Annotated in this window: 14 protein-coding genes; 2 read left to right on the top strand and 12 right to left on the bottom strand. The window is 39.6% G+C overall.

The window, feature by feature from the left end:
• The 6 genes from ACIQXR_RS03330 to ACIQXR_RS03305 all read right to left on the bottom strand — a co-directional run bounded on the left by ACIQXR_RS03330 (window position 1) and on the right by ACIQXR_RS03305 (window position 7,084).
• Window positions 1-1,011: an ABC transporter ATP-binding protein gene (locus ACIQXR_RS03330; protein WP_402868665.1), complete on the bottom strand. Its 1,011-nt coding sequence runs from the start codon at window positions 1,009-1,011 to the stop codon at window positions 1-3.
• A gap of 48 nt (window positions 1,012-1,059) precedes the next feature.
• A complete protein-coding gene (locus tag ACIQXR_RS03325) occupies window positions 1,060-1,989 on the bottom strand; it encodes an ABC transporter permease (RefSeq protein ID WP_402868667.1) in 930 nt (309 codons plus the stop codon).
• Complete coding sequence (locus ACIQXR_RS03320; RefSeq protein WP_402869855.1) at window positions 1,989-2,918, bottom strand: ABC transporter permease; 930 nt, start codon at window positions 2,916-2,918, stop codon at window positions 1,989-1,991. The genes ACIQXR_RS03325 and ACIQXR_RS03320 overlap by 1 nt, the downstream gene beginning before the upstream one ends.
• A 119-nt stretch (window positions 2,919-3,037) precedes the next feature.
• Window positions 3,038-4,672, bottom strand: coding sequence for a peptide ABC transporter substrate-binding protein (locus ACIQXR_RS03315; RefSeq protein ID WP_402868668.1), 1,635 nt, complete (start codon window positions 4,670-4,672; stop codon window positions 3,038-3,040).
• A 531-nt stretch (window positions 4,673-5,203) separates the two neighbouring features.
• Complete coding sequence (locus tag ACIQXR_RS03310; RefSeq protein ID WP_402868670.1) at window positions 5,204-5,785, bottom strand: GNAT family N-acetyltransferase; 582 nt, start codon at window positions 5,783-5,785, stop codon at window positions 5,204-5,206.
• A gap of 63 nt (window positions 5,786-5,848) precedes the next feature.
• Window positions 5,849-7,084 carry an NAD(P)/FAD-dependent oxidoreductase gene (locus tag ACIQXR_RS03305; RefSeq protein ID WP_402868672.1) on the bottom strand — a complete coding sequence of 412 codons (1,236 nt, stop codon included), beginning with the start codon at window positions 7,082-7,084 and terminating at the stop codon, window positions 5,849-5,851.
• 344 nt (window positions 7,085-7,428) lie between these two features.
• On the opposite strand from ACIQXR_RS03305, the gene ACIQXR_RS03300 reads away from it, so the two are divergent.
• Together ACIQXR_RS03300 and ACIQXR_RS03295 are read left to right on the top strand one after the other, a co-directional pair.
• Window positions 7,429-8,055, top strand: a complete 627-nt coding sequence (locus tag ACIQXR_RS03300) for a CAP domain-containing protein (RefSeq protein ID WP_402868674.1) — start codon at window positions 7,429-7,431, stop codon at window positions 8,053-8,055.
• A gap of 201 nt (window positions 8,056-8,256) precedes the next feature.
• Window positions 8,257-8,856, top strand: coding sequence for an exonuclease domain-containing protein (locus tag ACIQXR_RS03295; RefSeq protein WP_402868676.1), 600 nt, complete (start codon window positions 8,257-8,259; stop codon window positions 8,854-8,856).
• 176 nt (window positions 8,857-9,032) lie between these two features.
• Here ACIQXR_RS03295 and ACIQXR_RS03290 read toward each other — a convergent pair whose 3' ends face one another.
• The 6 genes from ACIQXR_RS03290 to ACIQXR_RS03265 all read right to left on the bottom strand — a co-directional run bounded on the left by ACIQXR_RS03290 (window position 9,033) and on the right by ACIQXR_RS03265 (window position 17,164).
• Window positions 9,033-11,423 carry a YhgE/Pip family protein gene (locus ACIQXR_RS03290; protein ID WP_402868678.1) on the bottom strand — a complete coding sequence of 797 codons (2,391 nt, stop codon included), beginning with the start codon at window positions 11,421-11,423 and terminating at the stop codon, window positions 9,033-9,035.
• A gap of 319 nt (window positions 11,424-11,742) precedes the next feature.
• Window positions 11,743-12,741 carry an NAD(P)H-dependent flavin oxidoreductase gene (locus tag ACIQXR_RS03285; RefSeq protein WP_402868680.1) on the bottom strand — a complete coding sequence of 333 codons (999 nt, stop codon included), beginning with the start codon at window positions 12,739-12,741 and terminating at the stop codon, window positions 11,743-11,745.
• 158 nt (window positions 12,742-12,899) lie between these two features.
• On the bottom strand, window positions 12,900-13,640 hold the full coding sequence (locus ACIQXR_RS03280) for a Cof-type HAD-IIB family hydrolase (protein ID WP_402868682.1): 741 nt from the start codon (window positions 13,638-13,640) through the stop codon (window positions 12,900-12,902).
• 119 nt (window positions 13,641-13,759) lie between these two features.
• Window positions 13,760-14,755, bottom strand: a complete 996-nt coding sequence (locus ACIQXR_RS03275) for a cation diffusion facilitator family transporter (protein WP_402868684.1) — start codon at window positions 14,753-14,755, stop codon at window positions 13,760-13,762.
• A 200-nt stretch (window positions 14,756-14,955) separates the two neighbouring features.
• Complete coding sequence (locus ACIQXR_RS03270; RefSeq protein WP_402868686.1) at window positions 14,956-15,726, bottom strand: hypothetical protein; 771 nt, start codon at window positions 15,724-15,726, stop codon at window positions 14,956-14,958.
• Window positions 15,727-15,904: 178 nt separating this feature from the next.
• Entirely contained in the window at window positions 15,905-17,164 is a 1,260-nt protein-coding gene (locus tag ACIQXR_RS03265) for a glycoside hydrolase family 18 protein (protein ID WP_402868688.1), read from the bottom strand.
• Between the last annotated feature and the right edge of the window lie 189 nt (window positions 17,165-17,353).

Raw genomic sequence — 17,353 nt, 5'->3', positions numbered from 1 at the left:
TTATACCGTAGTCGTAGATTGATCTCTTGTTGCTTTTGCCATCGGATGATGAAGCCAGCATGCTGCCGTCTGTCCCACTTCCACCTCTTCAAGTTCCGGGTTATGGTCTTTGCATACTTTCATTGCATATTCACATCTTGGATAAAAGGGGCAGCCCTTTGGTGGATCTAATAAATCGGGAGGAGACCCAATGATTGGAATCAACGGATCCGTTTTTTCCATATCTAGCCTTGGCACGGTTTTGAGAAGACCCTTTGTATAGGGATGCTGTGGATTTGCAAATATCGCTTCTACCGTTCCAGTCTCCACAACCGTGCCCGCATACATTACAATTACGCGATCACAGGTTTCTGCAACAACACCTAAATCATGTGTTATAAGGATAATAGAAGTATCCATCCTTCGCTGAATATCTTTCATAAGTTCTAAGATTTGTGCTTGAATCGTTACATCCAATGCAGTTGTTGGCTCGTCAGCAATTAATAATTGTGGATCACAGGCCAGGGCTATCGCAATCATTGCCCGCTGACGCATCCCCCCCGAAAACTCATGCGGATATTGTTGCATCCTTTTTTCCGGTTGTGGGATGCCCACCAACTTTAAAGTATCTAAGGCCCTTTCATATGCATCTTTACGAGAGATTTCTTTATGTTTTAAAATAGACTCCATGATTTGAGTGCCTATCTTGGTTGTCGGGTTAAGCGAAGTCATCGGATCTTGAAATATCATACTGATATCATTGCCTCGAATTTTCTGCATTTCCTTTTCATTGGCTTTAACGAGATCTTTTCCATTAAATAGTATCGATCCTTTTTCATACTGCGCCGGTGGTGTTTCCAATAATTTCATTATGGACTTCGCCGTTACGCTTTTTCCGCACCCAGACTCTCCTACAATCCCAATGGCTTCCCCTTTTTCCACCTGGAAGTCCACACCTCGGACAGCCTGCACTTTACCCGCATACGTATGGAAGGTGATGTGCAGATCATTGACCTCTAACAATTTCCCCATTAACGTCCCTCCTATTCTAGTTTCAATATCTTTATGATTAGGACTCTATTATTTTCTAAGCTTTGGATCCAGTGCATCCTGAAGCCCATCACCCACTACATTGAAGGCAAACATCGTCACCGAAATAAGGATGGCTGGGATTAAAAGCTGATAGAAATTACCGACTAAAATACTTCCCAAAGCATCACTTGTAAGGGTACCCCAACTAGCTTGAGGAGCTGGCACACCTAGACCTAAAAAGCTCAACGTCGCCTCGGCAAAAATTGCAGTAGGAACGGTCAATGTTAAATTTACTAAAATAGGTCCCATTGTATTGGGAATCATATGTTTCCTTAATGTCCAATTCGTATTGGCACCAGAGATAGTGGCTGCATGGACATATTCATTTTCCTTTAGCTGTAATACCTGGCCCCGGACCAATCGAGCCATTGGGATCCAGCCTGTGATCGTCATTGCGATGATAATTGGTAATATACCAGGATCTAAAACTACCATCATTAGAATGACCATCAGTAAATATGGAATGGCATAGATGACTTCGGCAAACCGCATCATTAAATTATCCGTGCGCCCACCACGTATAGCTGAAATCCCACCATAAATGACACCGATTATAAAATCGATAAGAGCAGCCATCAATCCTATAAATAAGGATATCCTCGCCCCATACCAGGCTCTCGTAAATAAATCTCTTCCGGCTGTATCCGTACCGAACCAATGTTCAGCGTTTGGTCTAAGATTCTTTTTTGCAAAATCTTGTTCGTAATATGAATATCCATTCATGTAGGGCCCGAAAATAGCCATAAACACTAATAGGACAATAAGAACAAAACCTGCCATGGCCAGCTTATTTTGCTTAAACCTTCGCCATACATCAGACCAAAATGATATGGTTGGCCTTGATATTTTTTCCGCTTCCTTAAAATTATCTTCTGCGGGCGAGAACATTTCTTCGGTTAAATGCACTTTTTCTGCCATTATTTACTCTCCCCCGTCACTTTAATTCTCGGGTCAATCAACGTATAGGCTACATCCACTATGAAAATCAATATGACAAGCACTGCACTATACACTATTGTGGAACCAAGAATAACCGGGTAATCCCGATTGAAGATTCCTTTTACAAACATCTCTCCCATCCCCGGAATTCCAAAAATGCGCTCAATAATGAAACTTCCCGTTACAATGTTGGCCGTCAAAATGCCAAGAATCGTAATGACAGGTAAGATGGCATTTCGAATCGCATGTTTGATAATAATGCTACTTCTTTTCAAGCCTTTGGCCTTAGCGGTCAATATGTAGTCCTGACCCATGACTTCCAGCATGCTCGTCCGCATTAACCTTGCAATAAAGGCCAGTGGCATCATGGACAGGGCGATAGAAGGTAAAATCGTATGTTTCCAAGTCGCCCATGTAGCAACTGGAAACACTTTGAATTCTATAGCGAGATAATTAATCAGCACTGTAGCTAAGATAAAGTTCGGCACTGATATACCAACAATCGCAATGATCATTGATAGATAATCAGGTATTTTATTTCGATATAAGGAAGCCACTACACCTAGAATCAGACCAAAGAAAACGGCAATGGCCAACGCTTGCGCACCTAAATGTAAAGATACTGGGAACCCGTTCACAATATAGTCATTCACGGAAATGGATGAAGATTTTAAGGAAGGACCAAAATCAAACCGAAGCACTTCCAATAAATAATTTCCATATTGGGCTAATAGTGGTTTGTCTAATCCATAATGGGCTTGTAGATTTTCATATACTGCAGGAGGCATTGTCCCTTCTTTAGCAAAAGGATTTCCTGGTATGGAATGCATAATGATAAAAGTGATTGTAATGACCGCCCATAAAGTTATAATTGCCCATTTTAATCGATTCATCGTATATCTCAACATGGTAATCACCTCAATTCTCGTTTTCATAGAAGTTTAAAGCAGAAATGAATTCATGAAATTTTCAACTGAAAAATGGGGTATGTCCGAATAAGGACATACCTCCCATCACTATCGTGCCTTTATTTTTTGTCTGCGTAAATAAAGTTCGGATATTCGTTGATTGGTGCATAAATTCCTGTAACATTCGATTTAACCATGTATGGTTTAGTATAGAAGTAAATCGGGATAATCGGCATTTCATCAATTAATACTTTTTCAGCCTTGTGTAGAATAGGCATGCGATCTTCCGGTTTCAATGCAGTTTTTGATTCCTTAAGATACTTGTCGTATTCCTTGTTAGACCAATCGGCATCATTATAAGCGCCATCAGTCTCCCAAAGCATGAATGTCATTGGATCGACATAATCACCAACCCAGCCAGCACGTGAAATTTGGAAATCTCCCGCTTTTTCACGGTCTAATTTAACCTGGAATTCAGCATTTTCCAATTTGACTTCAACACCTAAATTTTTACGCCACATTTCTTGTACAGCTTCGGCAATTTTCTTATGGGCATCTAATGTGTTAAATAAAATGGAGAAATCAGGCATTTTTTTCATACCCTCTTCTGCAAGGCCCTCTTTTAATAACTTTTTAGCTTCATCTACATTTTCTTCAAAAAGGTTTCCTGTATTTTCCTGGAAATCACCAGTGGCATCAGGAATACCAGGAGGAACGATACCATAGGCTGGCTGTTGGCCACCTTGAGTAACATTATCCGTGATCATTTTACGGTCAATGGCCATGGATAAAGCTTTTCTGACTTTAATATTATTGAATGGTTTCACTTTAGTATTTAAGTTGTAATAGTAAACGGCAAGTTCTGGACCATTTTGGAATTCTTTATCTCCAGAGTTAACCAGCTGGCCTTGTTTGTCCACTGGTAATGGATATGCCAGGTCAAGTTCACCATTCTCATACATTTGCCATGCTGTATTTTCGTCTTCAATTAGAGCGAAATTTACAGCATCCAATTTAACTTGATCTTTATCATAATAATTTTCGTTCTTCTCGATTTTAATGCTCTCTTTATGTTTCCATTCTGTTAATTTGAATGGTCCGTTCGAAACATGCGTCTCTCCCTCTTGAGCCCATTCAGGATTTTCTTCTTGGACTTTTTTATTGATTGGGAAAAATGCATAGAATGATGTTAAGTCCAAGAAATATGGAGTAGGCTCTTCTAATGTAACTTCTAATGTAAGATCATCCGTAGCCTTTACACCAACATCCTCTTCCTTGCCTTTTTTCGCGTTGTACGCTTCTCCCCCTTTAAGATAATAAAGTTGGTAAGCATAGTCAGCCGCAGTGTCAGGATTCAAAGCATATTTCCATGCATATTCAAAGTCATTGGCGGTAATGGGATCTCCATTCGACCACTTTAAACCATCTTTTAATTTAAATGTCAAAGTTTTACCATCTTCACTAGTCTCCCATGATTCTGCAACCGCTGGAACGATTTCGCCTTCCTCGGTCTTCTTAGTCAACCCCTCGAAAGTATGATTCAGAATCCAAGAATCATGAGTTCCTTGTGCTTTAGCAGGATGTAGTGAACCAGGTTCGGATGAGTTATTCAGATTTAACACCTTTGGTTCAGTGGATTTATTTGTGCCTTCCTCTTTTTCATTCGAAGTTTCCTTCGATCCTCCATTACACGCGGCCAGTACCAGTATCATGGCTAAAAACAATGATAGTACTGAAAATTTAGACTTTTTCAAATAATTTCCCCCTCTGTAAGATTTAATTGTGGAGTCACCCAAGCTCAGGCCCCTCCCATTTCTACTCTATCAACTGCCGGCTTATTTCATTCCGGAAATTTTCTGCGAGGATTAGTTAGAAGTTTAGCGTTCATCATTACACTTAGTCAGCAAACCGATTACACTCGTTTTGCCCTTTTCCTCGGAAAACCCAAAAAACAGCAGTTTAATAGCTTAAAACCACCTTCCTTTCAAACCTCGCAAAAGGATAATATTATTATATTCGACCATAATTTGCTAAACCCTTCAAAATATTACAAAATTAAATAATCTATTTTGTACCCCTTATACTACATTTTTAAATATATACGGCTTTAAAAATGGACTAAGTTCCCGGATAATCTGGATTCAAATGGCTGGATGGTTTATGATTCTAACAAAATGATGAATGGATGGAACTTTGGACGTTCATCTATAAATGTTCACATATCAGGCACAAAAAAAGCCCATGATTGGGCATTTTCTCTGATGCACTAAACAAAACTCTCTGTTTTAGTCCCTATAGAAAGCGGGGGGCAATGAGCCAGAATTCAATGCACTATATTCACTATTCAATAACGAAAAGATCCGGACATCTTGAGATTCTTTATTAAAATATAGATAATTTCTAAGCGTTCCTTCTTCCTGAAATCCAACTTTTTTCAATAAGTTAGTCGAAGGCATGTTATGCGGAAAAGCCATCGCGGCAATGCGATGCAACTCAAGTTCATGAAAAGAGAATCTCAATACTTCTCTGACCGCTTCCCACGTATAGTACTTTCGCCGATAATCAGGGTGAACTTCGTAACCTATTTCTGCCCTTTTATTAGACTTATTCAAATGATTTAAACCTACCGTCCCAATGAACCTTCCTGTATCTTTTAAGACCATTCCCCATTGGATTCCTCTTTCATTAATGTATGAGCTTCTAAAAGAATGAATAATCCTCTGTGACTCTTCTAAGCGAAGCAATGTTTCAATGCCCCCATACCGGGTTACCTCTTCCCTTGAAAGGATATCAAACAGACTTTCTGCATGCTGCTTACCTATTTCTATCAAATACAGCCTATCCGTCTCTAATTCAGGAAACTTCATTCCTTTTACCCCCAGTAATCATCCTTTCCTCTATTATTCTATACTCTAGGGCGTGTTTCCTGTTTAACCGACAGTTCCTTTCATAAGAGACCTTTCCTTTAAGTATAGGTTTGAATCGGGATGGCAATTCTTTGTTATCAAATCTCTAATGATTTGTGAGAGAATGACACTATAAACTGTACCATTTCCACCATACCCCATTAAGAAATAGCAGTTAGGGTAATTCGGATAGATCCCAATGGTTGGTAAACCATCATGTGACTCACCAAAGAATGCACCCCAATAATAATCTGCTTGGACCACGCCCTCCAATTCTGGGAATAAACAGACAAGTTGACTCAACAATTCATCCCGCTTATGTATGATTTTTGAATCTCTCTTCTCGGAATAGGTTGTTCTTTCGTCTAATCCACCTATGATGATCCGGTTATCAACCGTTTTCCTTGCATATAAATAAGGCCTTGCCGTTTCCCAAATCATCATTCCTTCATCCCATTTGGCAAGATTCGCAATCTGATTCGTTGCAATGGCATAGGAACTGAGAATCATAGCATTCGGATCATTCACTTCTTCTTGGGCTTCATAGCCTGTGGCAAAAATAACATGATGTGCACGGATAGAATGACCTGTATCGGTGATTAACTCCGTATGATCATCTTTTAAGATTTTTCCATTGATTTTCGTATTGGAAAATATACGCACACCTTGTTGATAAGCCTTTTTCAGTAATAAATGAGCATGCTTATAGGGATTTATTTCGGCGTCATTCCCTGTGACAAGCGCCCCTGCTTTAAAAAAGGAAAAATGTTTTCCTATTTCGTTTTCCGAATAATATTCTACTGGAAAGTTGCGGTTTTGAAGGTTCTGATACTCTTCTTTCAACATAGAAACATCCTCTGGATTAGAAGCATAATACAAACTCTTTCTAATCTTAAAGTCTGAGTCATCAGCTAAGCTTGGGACAACCTTTTTTTCAAGCGTACGTATGGCTTCCAAGCAGAGCTGGACATGTCGAGTACCAGCTTCTTCTCCAAAACTATGAATCAGAGAAGTTAAGGATTTATCATTTGAATATTGTAAAAGACCCGTGTTAGCCACCGTACTGCCTGTACTTAAGTCCCTCTTATCTACAAGAACCACATTAAGTCCCGTCTCAGCGAAAAAATAAGCACAATGTGCTCCGGACGAACCAGATCCCACTATGCAAACGTCACACATAATGTCTTCTTCCAATATTGGATATTTCATTTCTTCATGGTAAGTCTCATTCCAATATAACTTTCCGGATTTCAAATCCATCCTTACCTTCACCTTCCTATTAATGTACGATTTGTACTTGTTTTAGTTCTATATCTATACAATAGAGTCTTATAAACTAATCCTTCTTTACCCTTATCATGGTAAAATGCAAACAAAAAAATAATTCTTTCCGAACAAATATTGATGGATATCATACGGAGACAATGGACTAGCTATACCATTACGCCATCCAAATCAAGATAGTATGTACCTACTTTCTTTTTAGATAGAGCTAATTCTTTCATCCTGGTTTTCCCCTTTTCAAAAATTAACCAGTTTACGTTATCCTAATTTTATAGCATACTAGATTTTCATTACTGAATTTTGTAAAAGGAGGAAGTTCAATGAAGATAATAATTTTACCGTCTGTACTAACTTTATCGCTACTTTTCCCAACTGTGGCTTTAGGGTCCAATTCCTATACAGTGAATAATGGAGATACTTTAACGAAGATTGCTACTGAACATAGTATCAGCCTTTCCGATTTGCTTATGGCGAATCCTATTTTAGATGATCCTAATCAAATTAAAATTGGCCAGGCTATCTCCATACCCACCACCAAAAATGAAACAACCCACGAAAGTAACTCTTCAGTTGAACAACAAGTTCTTGACCTAGTAAATTCTGAACGTTCAAAAGCTGGACTGAAAGACTTGGAATTGGATCAAGAGCTCTCAAATGTTGCAAAAACAAAATCAGGGGATATGCGTGACAATCATTACTTAAGCCATACAAGTCCTACCTATGGTTCCCCTTTCGACATGATGAAGTCCTTTGGTATTGGTTATACATATGCAGGGGAAAATATTGCAGCTGGCCAAACAAGTGCATCTGCAGTGATGAAATCATGGATGAATAGTCCCGGACATAAAGCCAACATTTTGAATGGGAATTATACGCATATTGGAGTTGGATATGTTCAAGGCGGAACCTACAGCCGTTATTGGACGCAGCAATTCATCGGAAAATAAGAAAAAATGCAGCTTATTCGCTGCATTTTTTTCTTTACCCTTTGGCTTTAATAAAAATCCCCCTGAATGTATAGATGGCTCCTTTCATTGTTTGCATCTTTTTTTAAACTTTTATATTATACTAGTCTTTAACGGCTGATATTATACTCCGTTCGCTAAATAAAAAATTTCAGATAGTAGTATACATTGGAGGAAAAGTAATTGTCTAATAGAGTAGGTTTAGTTCTGGATGTTGAGACGACAGGATTGCGACCGGGATCGGATGAAATTATCGAACTCGCTTTAATCCTTTTCACCTATAACAGCGAGACTGGAAATATTTTAAGTCTAATTGAACAAGATTCATTTTTAAGAGAACCACTCTCATATCAAGCAAAACGGAATTACGGTCAAGCATACAGAGTTCATGGAATATCCTATAGTTCTGTAGAGGGGAAAAGTTTTCATGATGAAAAAATCAAATCATATATAAACCGTGCCGATTCCATTTTCGCCCATAACGCCTCCTTTGACCGCAGTTTTCTCTACCAGATGTATCCGGAAATCAATGATCATAAGTGGTTTTGTACAATGCGAAATGTCCCTTGGAAACAATATGGTTTCCTAAATAGTAAACTATTAACCCTGCTTCAAGCCCATGACATCACTAACTTTCAAACACATCGAGCCATGGATGACATTTCATACTTAATGCAATTGTTGCAAAAATCAAATCCATTAGGCCTTCCTTATTTAAAGGATGTTATCGCTAAAAAACCAATGAGAAAATATTCGCCTTCTTCTCAAAAATCTCATGTATAAAAAAAGCAGGAAAATCCCCAGTGAATTTTCCTGCTTTTCCACGTGTATTCCGTTCTGCAAAAAAAGCCAACACTCTTTAAAACGATATAACGAATGAGACTGGCTCACCATATTGTCGTTGTTATCACCTACACCCATTCAAAAAAATAGCGGACTCAGATTGAGTCCGCCTTCCCTTATACCGCTAACTCTTCTTCTTTAGCTAATGCATTTTTTTGCTTTTTGAACCTTAAGCTGTAGTAAACGATAGATAGAATCAAAGCCACTACCAAGAAAATCGCCAAAGTGCCAAGATTATGCCACATGAAACCATAATCGCCTGTGGAGATAACCGCTCTAAAAGCATTAATTGAATAAGTCATCGGTAAGAATGGTGTAAAGTGTTGCAAGAAATTAGGCACCAATTCATTCGGGAAAGTCCCCCCGCTACTAGTCAGCTGAAGAATCAAAATAAGCAAGGCTATAAAACGCCCCGGGTTATCGAAAGCTGCACCTAGGAACTGGATGATCGCCATAAAAGTGAAGCTGGCCATAATGCTAATCATGAAGAATAGCGGGATGCTTGTAACTTCAATTTCTAAGCCTAATATCAATATCGTATCCACCAAAATGGCTTGACCTAGCCCGACTAGAGCCATGACACTATATTTACTGATAAACCAACCGAACCCATTTTTAGGAATGACGGCTGGATCCCTCAACGGGAAAATAATCGTCAATACGATTGCTCCAATAAACAAGCTCAATGAAACCAAATATGGTGCAAAACTTGTACCATAATTCGGTACATTATTTATTGGCATTTTATCGACTTTAACCGGACTTGCAAACATATCATAGACATCATCATCCGCTTTGATGTCACTTGCATCCTCCGCTCCATCTTTCAACTCATCATGTAATTCTTTTGATCCATCCGAGAGTTTGGCAACGCCATCTTCAAGCTTAATGGCTCCATTGGCCAATTCTCCCATTCCATTGGTCAGGCTCGATGATCCGTCTTTCAATTTATCTGTTCCAGCAACCAGACTTTTCGATCCTTCTGAAAGTTGGGAAGTTCCACTAGATAATTGCTTGGAACCATCTTCTAATTGGTCAAGTCCCGTGACCAAATTATTGCTGCCTTCCGTTAATTGACCAAGTCCATTCTGAGCCGTATCTATGCTTTCACCGAATGTCGTTAAACCGGCTACCAATTGTCCCTGTCCACTTTCTAGTTCACTTGCTCCACTAGCCAGTTTTCCTTGTGCTTCGGACAATTGGCTGAAACCATCACTAAGCGCGTCCGTTCCTTTTCCAACTTGACTGGCACCATCGCTAAGACTTGTACTGCCTTTGGAAATTTCAGAAGCACTAGCTGAAAGTTTACCTACTCCCTCGGAAACTCCCTTGCTTCCCTCATTAATTTTAGTCAATGATGTAATAAGACCTTCCAAACGCGCTTTTTCAGCTGGGTCTTCCGAAGCCTGAGATTGTTGTTTCAATCCGGAAATAACTTCATCGAGCCCCGCAGAAACTTGAGCCGCACCTGTTTTTGCTTCACTGGCAGCAGCACTCCAATCGTTCAATGAAGATGAAAGTTGACTTGCACCCGCCGCTACACCATTAGCTCCTTCAGACAGAGTTGGAAGTTTTCCTTCAATCTGATTGAAACCTTCCAAGGATTGTTGCAACCCTGTTGCTAACGTACCCGTTCCTGCTTCAGATTTCTTTGCTCCCTCTAAAAGTTCCGTTTGTCCTGCTTTCATTTGCCCGAAACCAGAACTGAATTGCTGTAATCCTTGGTTTAGCTCTTTTGAGCCACTCGCTGCTGAACCGACACCATTCGAGAAGGTCACCGATTTTTCGGCCAACTTTTCAAGGTTATTTTGGATTTCAACCGATCCTGACTGAACAGAACTAATTCCTTCATCCACTTTCTCTGCGCCTTCTTTGGCAGAGTTAATTCCGGTACCTAGTTCTTTTGTTCCGTCTTTCACACTATCCGTACCATCCTTCAGCTCACCTGCTCCATCGCTAGCATCTTTAAGGCCGCTGGCAACATCTTGCAAACTATCGAACATCGACTCCGCATAAGTTTTCGTAACTGCTGAAGAAACCTCAGCCTTGATTTTTTCGGATGCGGCATCACCAATCTTAGTGGAAATGTAGTTATAGCCTTCATTAGATGTGTAAATCAAATCCAATTTTTCCGGTTCATCATCTTGCAAAGTGGTTGCATTCTTAGAGAAATCCTCTGGAATTTCTATTTTCATATAATAGTCCAGATTTTTCAGTCCTTGATCCGCTTCTTTTTGACTAACAAAATGCCAATCAAAGTCTTTCTTTTCCTTCAACTCTCCCACTAAATCTTTTCCAATGGTGAGTTCCTCTTCATTAAATTCAGCCCCAACGTCATTATTGACAATGGCGACCGGCAGTTGGTCAACCTTTCCGTATGGATCCCAAAATGCCCACAAAAACGTTCCGCTATAAAGAAGGGGAATACTGATGATCCCTATGATTGAGATTAGTATTATAGGATTCTTTATAATCGCCAAAAATTCACCCTTTAACGATTTAAACATGATTTTCAAATCCTCCTCCAAGAAGTACTGACCAATTCATTCATTCGGTCATTATCTGCGAGTAATATACCATTTCTTATGTTATTTTTCAACCTTTTAATCGTTAGAATTCAAAATGATAACGATTTTCCTGAATGTGGTCATGGATAGGATTTTGGGCTTTGCGTTATTCAGCTATCATCAGAATTGTATATAATGCTCGGAAATTATCCATTCCAAATCACTACCAAATTCATGCAATAGGATCATGTCCAATTAAAATAGAGGGCCCAGTATGGACCCTCTACAACTTTCACAAATCAGCTAAAGCGCTTTCAATTCATCTAGATATGATTCCTTTTATTTTTCCGGCCTGTTCGGTTAATCTTCCAAGGGAATCACGATACTCATTTTCGAGTTGCTTGATAATACCAGCTGTTGTATCAATCTGCTTTATGGCGCCGACACCATGACCTGCAGACCAGATATCACGCCATGCTTTAGATTCCGATGATTTTGACATGCTATCAAAATCGACTTTTTCTTTTTTGGCTAATTGCTCTGGATCCAATCCTTCTTTTCTAATACTTGGTTTAAGCATATTGCAGTTAACACCTGAAAATGCATCAGTCAAAATAATATCATCTTGATTAGACTCTACAAGCATTTGACGGTATTGGTCATTCGCCATGCTCTCTTTTGCCACGATAAAACGGGTGCCCATGTAAGCCAAGTCAGCTCCTGCAGCCTGGGCGGCCAATATACTATGACCCGTACTAATTGATCCGGCGAGTAGAATGATTCCATCCCAGAATGTCCTGACACTGTCCACAAAAGCAAAGCTATTTATTTCACCTGCATGTCCTCCTGCACCTGATGCTACAAGGATTAAACCATCCACGCCGGATTCAGCGGCTTTTTTTGCAAAATCCACACTGCTGACATCAGAAAAAACCAGGCCTCCATAGCTATGTACAACATCCACAACATGTCTTGGCGATCCGAGTGAAGTTATGATGATGGGAGGCTGATGCTTTTTGACCAATTCCAATTCTTCCTCTAGGCGACTATAGGATTTATGGACTATCATGTTCATCGCCCACGGCGCGATTTTGCTGTTTGGATCCTTGTCCCTTGCCGAAATGAGTGTATCATTAATATCACCCATCCATTGGTCCAAGACTTCGATAGGCCTTGCATTCGGAGCTGGAAACGAGCCTATTACCCCATTCAAACAACACTCTTTTACTAAATCCGGACCAGAAATTAAAAACATGGGTGCAGATATGACCGGTAAAGAAAGTTGACTCCACCAGTGCTCAGGAATAGATTTGCTCATCATTATAACCTCCCAATGTTAATATATTACCAAAATATTACACTACAAGAGTATCATACTTCTAAAATACAAAATTTTCAAGAAATAATTGTCCATTTTAACGTGTAGAAAAAAACTGCATATGGAAGGCGATTCCACATACAGCATCGTTTTCATTATTAAGAAAGTACCCATTTACGTATCGCTTTTGCCACTCCATCTTCCTGATTGGTCGAGGTCACCCAATCGGATTCTTCCTTAACGATTTGTTGGGCATTCCCCATAGCTACTCCTATTTTTGCTTCTCGAATCATGGCAAGGTCATTTAGACTATCCCCTACTGCCATGACTTGGTCCATAGTAAGATCGAGCATTGAACAAACACGTTCAATTGCCTTTGCCTTATTTACGCCATGAGCATTCACTTCAATATTCGTTGGGCTGGAATTACTGATTTCAAGATTCTCTTTTGTCCTAAGCTCTTCCATAATCAGTTGACGGATGGCATCGTCCTTGGTATCGAATCCAAATTTAAGCCATTGTGATTCATTAATTTTTTCGGGCATCTCAGCCCGGTAGACACGATCACAGCTGGTTGCCCAGAAATGGGTTCCATGCTTTTGGCTTAATTCCCACATCCATTGTACATATTCGCTATCGACAATATGCCTTTCCACCAATTCACCATCGTTATTGTATATTTCACTGCCATTGACCGTTATTAAGTATGATTGAAGTTCCATGGACTTGGCAAAGTCATTACATGTAGCAAAGGATCTTCCCGTACTCAAAATTACATGAACTCCCCGCTGTTCTGCTTCTTTAATCGTACGTCGATTTTCTTCTGAAATCTCCCCTTTTTCATTTAAAAGCGTCCCATCCATATCGAGTGCAACTAATCGTATGTCTATGTTATCCATGAATAAACACCCTTTCTCTTTTCTATGTAGATACCTATAGCATACTGTATCTTGCTGTTCCAAGGAAGAAATCTGATTGTATAGGTAAAAGATCTCATCTTACTTACTCAAAAATTTGCTCATCTCTTCTTTTTCTCTTCCTTCACTTTGGAATGAATCTTTTCCTGCCAATTTGCAACACCGTCATTTTCATCGAACTCTATAATGACATCCGTGACTCCTCTTTCTTTGAAGATTTCTGCAATCAATCTGTCCTTTATCATATCTGCTTCAGCAATCGTTATATGCGCATCCAGCTCAACCTCAAGTTCCACATGAAAGTTTTCCCCTTCTTTAATAACGGCAAGTTTCTGAATATCACGAACTTCTGGATCTTTCATGACCATCGTTCCGATTTTCAGGCGCATATCAACGTCAGCTTCACCTAGTGCACCTGCTGCATTTTCAAGGAATACCCGACCCACTACGTAAAACATTCCGAGTCCAATGAATACAGAAGCTATCCCTTCTGCTTGCCTAAAAGGAGTGAAGTTCGCCAGTAAAATCGCTATGATTGCGAGTAGACCACCACCTGTCGCTACCATATCTTCCATAAACACCAGTTTTGTGGCTGGTTTTGCACGCCTTAAACCCGAAAAGCTTTTAACTATAACCGCAGCAGCCCCCTTTGCTTCGATATTCACTTCTTTAACCACTTCTTTCATTGCTTTAAACAGGACATAGGATTCAAGGACAACCGCTGCGAATAAAACGGTTAAGTTAATGACAATCCCAGTTGATTCAGTAGGATGCAAAATATGATGGAAGCCTTCCTTTATCGTTTCATAAGACATGATCCCAACAATCAATACAGCTCCTAAAAGCACCAGGTTCACCAAACGGCCAAAGCCTTCCGGGAAGCGCTCTGTCGGTGCCTTTTTACTTAAGGCAGAACCAATGAAAACGAAAAACTGATTGGCAGCATCCCCCAAAGAATGGAGTGTTTCGGCGAACATCGCGACATTTCCGGTCATAAAATAGGCAATTCCCTTTAAAATGGCGATGATACTATTAACACAGGCTGCAATAAAAGCTGATTTATTGCCCTGCTTAAGCAATAACATTAATTTTTTCATATCAGGCATACCCTCTTCACTTTTTATGATTTCATAAGTTGTATTATCTCCAAAGCCATTTAAATGAATCATAATAAAAGCAAAACGGGATTGTACTTACAAAGGGCCATCCGACGCCGTATTTTGAATCTTTTATAACACAAAAAATGGTAGTAGACCAAGGGCCTATTACCACTTTTTTAAAAAATATGATTATAGAATCAAGCTTCCGTGCTTTTAACCAGTTTGGATGGGTTGTTCACTTTATAACGAATTTCCTTATTGTATTTCTTCTCTACGACTTTTCCGTCAAATTCTAGAGCGTCGCCTTCTATAAGTTCAGCTTTTTTTAAAGTTTTGCTATAACCACACCATGCATCCCCAATGAGAAGTTCTGGATCCGAGGTAACTTTTACGTTTTCTAATAAGATGACTTCATCCTCTTCACCCGTAAAATGATTCATTTTGGCTGTAAACTCTTTGACTGTTGCCGTAAAATGAACTTTTTCAGCAGGTAAGTCCAATTTCGGTTTAGCCGGTTCCTTTTTACTCTTTGACTTTTCCTTTTTTTGTGTAGCTTTCGGCGCTTCAGTGCTGCTCTTTCCAGGGTCCTCTGTTCCCTTACCTTTCGCATCCTGTACAACTTCGGTCAAAGACCCTGGAGCAGCAGGACCGCTCAATAATTCTTTCCCAAAATTCGAACTTTGCATTTCCTTTAAATAAGCGGGATGAATACAGCTAAGCCTGCCATTATCAAATTCGACAACAATAGTATCCAGACCATTTCCATATTGTTCATAACCGGCCAACTTTACTTTTGTTTGAAAGCTTCCACTTTTATATAGTAATTCTTTTTTTACTGATCGAGCAGTGAACAGTTTCCACTCTACCCCTCTTGCAATATAATCCTCTTCATCTGAAAAAGAGATATAATCTCCTTTTGGTTCAATATAGTGAACCAGTTCCTTAGTTTCTGCTGGAGTTTCAGCCACAGTCAACACTCCTATTTTTTCTGTATGCTTATATATTAGCAAAGGAATGGCAAGTTGCAAATGAATGGGCATGATTTACTAAAAACTTCTGTCATTACTCTGTATGCTTTGAGTGGTATTACATAAATTATTTCTGTCTCTCATCGTTTCCCTATTCGTATCGAAAAAAACTGTATAACTATTTTATTATCAAAATATTCTCCTGTATATATGCCCAATTCTGTGGAAAACGCAAACCAATATGCCAATAGGTGGTACCAGCCAGTTCATATGCATCAATCACTTGATATTTTGCAGTTATTGAGCGAATATCTTCAAACCAAACGATATGTTCTGAGTTTTCTTTTGTATATGAGTAAGTAGGAGAGGCGGCTTTCCTATCAAAGCGAATTTCTGAATTTGTTGCGATTGCTAAGTTTTGGGCATTTTGTGCTGACATCGCGCTCGTCTCATTGCTAGGGACGAGCCAACCATATCCGTACATAGGAATGGCTACCTGTAATTTATTCGCAGGCATCGTAGATATAGCATACTGGATGACCTCAGTCATCCACCAAATAGGGGAAATTGGTTCTGGGGGGCCGGTCGGGTAACCATAATCGATGGTCATTACGGCGACTAAATCGGCAACCTTTCCAATGCCCTTATAATCATGTCCGCCAACAATTCGATTTTCTGGATTATCTTCCGTTTTCGCATGTACATTAACTTGTAAAATCAGTCCGTTCAATTCCGCTTTTAGCTCTTGTAAAAAAGTCACATATTCCTCCCGTTTACCTGGAGGGACGAATTCCAGGTCCATACTCACTCCGCCATACCCTTTTTCCTTCACGAAATTCATCATACTTGTGATGAGATTTCTACGATAAATGGAACTGGTGAGGACATCACCCGCCAAGTCCGCATCAAAATTCCCGTTCTGAAAATTCCGAATCATCAATAAAGGTGTCACTCCATTTTGCTCACATTTCTCTATAAGGGGTAAATCGTCACCTTCTATATAGGCAAAGCCTGCCTGCGTAAATGAATAGGCTACAATAGCCAGATAGGTTAGCTTATCCCCGTTCTCCTCAAGCATTTCAAACACTGTACCGCTTGAAACTGGAAAAGAAAAGCCCATCGTAATCAATCTTTTCTTATAGGGGGAAGGAACGAGTATTCTTTCCCCTATCTTAAGTATGGCTGATAGACCCGGATTAGCTTTTTTAATGGCTGATACGCTCGTCATATATCTCTTTGCAATCCCTGAAAGCGTGTCATTCTGTTTGATTAGATATGTACGGTTTCTAACTCCTGTCTCGGGGATATATAGGGCTAAACCAGGAACCAGTGCTGTCGTTTCCAGACCATTCACTTCCACTATCCTTGCAGAATCAACCTTGTACTTTTGAGCTATGGCCTCTAAAGTATCTCCTCTTTTGACGACCTGGATTGTCATCTCACCCTCCACTCCTCACAAAAGTAAATGTAAAGTTATACTAGTGTCACTACACTTTTCATTTTGACCTTTATCATTAATGTATTCTATTGATATGGCCTAAATGTGTAATTTCATCTAATTAGTTTTAACATGAGGATAGCAGGGATATAGCTTGTACCCTTAGACGCTGTTATGTAAATAGGAGCT

The organism is Peribacillus sp. NPDC097224 (genome assembly GCF_044761985.1).
Classification (GTDB): domain Bacteria; phylum Bacillota; class Bacilli; order Bacillales; family DSM-1321; genus Peribacillus.
Note: the sequence above shows the minus strand (reverse complement) of the source record. Positions and strands in the feature narration are given on the sequence as shown.

Coding starts and splice junctions, on each gene's coding strand:
- ACIQXR_RS03330 (WP_402868665.1), bottom strand. CDS start 1,011: ATGGGGAAATTGTTAGAGGTCAATGATCTGCACATCACCTTCCATACG.
- ACIQXR_RS03325 (WP_402868667.1), bottom strand. CDS start 1,989: ATGGCAGAAAAAGTGCATTTAACCGAAGAAATGTTCTCGCCCGCAGAA.
- ACIQXR_RS03320 (WP_402869855.1), bottom strand. CDS start 2,918: ATGTTGAGATATACGATGAATCGATTAAAATGGGCAATTATAACTTTA.
- ACIQXR_RS03310 (WP_402868670.1), bottom strand. CDS start 5,785: ATGAAGTTTCCTGAATTAGAGACGGATAGGCTGTATTTGATAGAAATA.
- ACIQXR_RS03305 (WP_402868672.1), bottom strand. CDS start 7,084: ATGGATTTGAAATCCGGAAAGTTATATTGGAATGAGACTTACCATGAA.
- ACIQXR_RS03300 (WP_402868674.1), top strand. CDS start 7,429: ATGAAGATAATAATTTTACCGTCTGTACTAACTTTATCGCTACTTTTC.
- ACIQXR_RS03290 (WP_402868678.1), bottom strand. CDS start 11,423: ATGTTTAAATCGTTAAAGGGTGAATTTTTGGCGATTATAAAGAATCCT.
- ACIQXR_RS03285 (WP_402868680.1), bottom strand. CDS start 12,741: ATGAGCAAATCTATTCCTGAGCACTGGTGGAGTCAACTTTCTTTACCG.
- ACIQXR_RS03280 (WP_402868682.1), bottom strand. CDS start 13,640: ATGGATAACATAGACATACGATTAGTTGCACTCGATATGGATGGGACG.
- ACIQXR_RS03275 (WP_402868684.1), bottom strand. CDS start 14,755: ATGAAAAAATTAATGTTATTGCTTAAGCAGGGCAATAAATCAGCTTTT.
- ACIQXR_RS03265 (WP_402868688.1), bottom strand. CDS start 17,164: ATGACAATCCAGGTCGTCAAAAGAGGAGATACTTTAGAGGCCATAGCT.